Origin of the sequence: Prevotella corporis DSM 18810 = JCM 8529 (genome assembly GCF_000430525.1) — a bacterium.
In the GTDB taxonomy this organism is placed as follows: Bacteria; Bacteroidota; Bacteroidia; order Bacteroidales; family Bacteroidaceae; genus Prevotella; species Prevotella corporis.
Map to the genome: position 1 here is coordinate 1 of NZ_AUME01000085.1, position 1,810 is coordinate 1,810.

General features: G+C 37.6%; 1 protein-coding gene. It reads right to left on the reverse strand.

What is annotated here, in order from left to right:
• On the reverse strand, positions 1-1,592 hold a 1,592-nt coding region (locus H515_RS13445; protein WP_036891861.1), incomplete at its 3' end, for a tetratricopeptide repeat protein.
• Between the last annotated feature and the right edge of the window lie 218 nt (positions 1,593-1,810).

Consider the following 1,810-nt stretch of genomic DNA (forward strand, 5'->3'; position numbering starts at 1 on the left):
ACAAGGATGCTGGTTTTAATTTCCTGACTGGTAAGTGCGTAACTTGCATTACTAATCTTGGTATAGAAATCTGATAGACGTTGTGAAATTATTTCAATGAGATGACGCCACTCTTTTTCCGTTGGCATATTGGCATGGACTGCCAAATCATGAAATCTTATCACTATTTGATGAGAAAGCAAAGCCTGCTCAATATCCCATTCCTTTTCCTTTGCCGTATCTTCCTGATAGAACGACAGTTGTTCTTGCAGGTGCATAATCTCTTGCTCTTTCTGCTTTTTGAATCTTTCCATATCATGTCTTAACGCCTGCACATCGCTGGTGGCTTTGCTAAATCTAAATAGCAATGAGGAATATTCTTTGTTGGCAGCCATCTGCTGTGCCTTTCTTTTATCAGACATCTTTTTTCTATGTAAATATCCGATTACCGATATAGCTGATACAAGGAAAAGTATTCCGTAGATGACACGTATAAGGTTGTTGTTTTCTTCTTCTTTTTCAGTAGCCTTTCTTTTACTTTCGTTGTAGTTGTACAAAGCTTGCGCCCGTGTTATTTCTGTTGCCGACTCCTGAAAATTTGCTGAATCGTTGGCATCGGCAAATAATCGGGCATATTTGGCAATGGAGTCTTTCTCGCCACTTTTCTCGAATACGGACAACAAGCCTTTATATGCAGCTTCTTGATATTCAATTTCATCAAAACCATTCCATAATTTACGATAGAAATATTCCGCAGAATCATTTTTTTCTATCGCTTCGTAATATTTGCCTATATAGAAAAAGGAAGATATTCTTTCTTCTGTTAGTTCTTGTTGCCCATTCAGCACACCCGTGTATTTAATGTATTCGTCTATATGCTTCTTGGCTTCTTTTAATTGATTGTTTTCTATTTCTGCTTCTATCGTTGTAAGCAACGACCCCGCAGCATCGGAAGCCCTGCCACAGGCAATGTAACGTTTGTAAACATCATGGTTGATTTCCAAGGCTTTTTTCTTGTCATTAAGCAAATAATAAGCTCCACCCATGTGGTCTAGAAAATTAATAACTGCCAGTGTGTCTTTTACTTTCTCGGCACAGGCAATCGCTTTGCCCCACATCTTCAGTTCCATCTTGGGAGTACGTTGTTCGTCGAACAGTCCCGCCATCTGTGCGTAAACTCTGCTGAGTTGCTTAAAATCACAATCTGCTTGTGTTGTATCCGCTTGCTCCACAGCCTTGTTGTAATATTCAATCGCCATTGGCGCATCTCCCTTGTCGCGATAAACGCACCCCAACAGGTAGAGGGCCTTTATACGTTGTTTGTCGTTTCCGTACCTGTTATAGTAATCGGCAACATCGGTCATAAAGGTATCGGCTTTCATAGAGATGAAAAACTGATTATGGGCATCTGCCAAAAGAAAACGATAAAGCAGATAATCTTTCTTCGTAAAATTCCGCTGATTTTTAGAAAGGCTGTCCAAGATCGTTAATACACGTTTGTCTTGATGAACTATGAGACTGTCAATAGTGGCTAATTCTCCATGATATGTGGAATCGTTACATCCCACCAATACAAAGATAAGTAGTGTGAATATAGTAAGCGTATATTTCATTGTATTTGCATTTATAATGCAAAGATAGTACTTCTTAGTAAATAATTATAGTTCAAGTATATTAAAATGATTTATAAACAGACTCTTTTTAAAATAGGAATAACATAAAGTTATGCTTCCGCTCTGATTACTTGTTGAGTTTATCAATTATACTAATCATCTTATCCTACTTAGTCGTCCCTTGAAAAGTAAATAACCTATTGATTATCAATAAAATA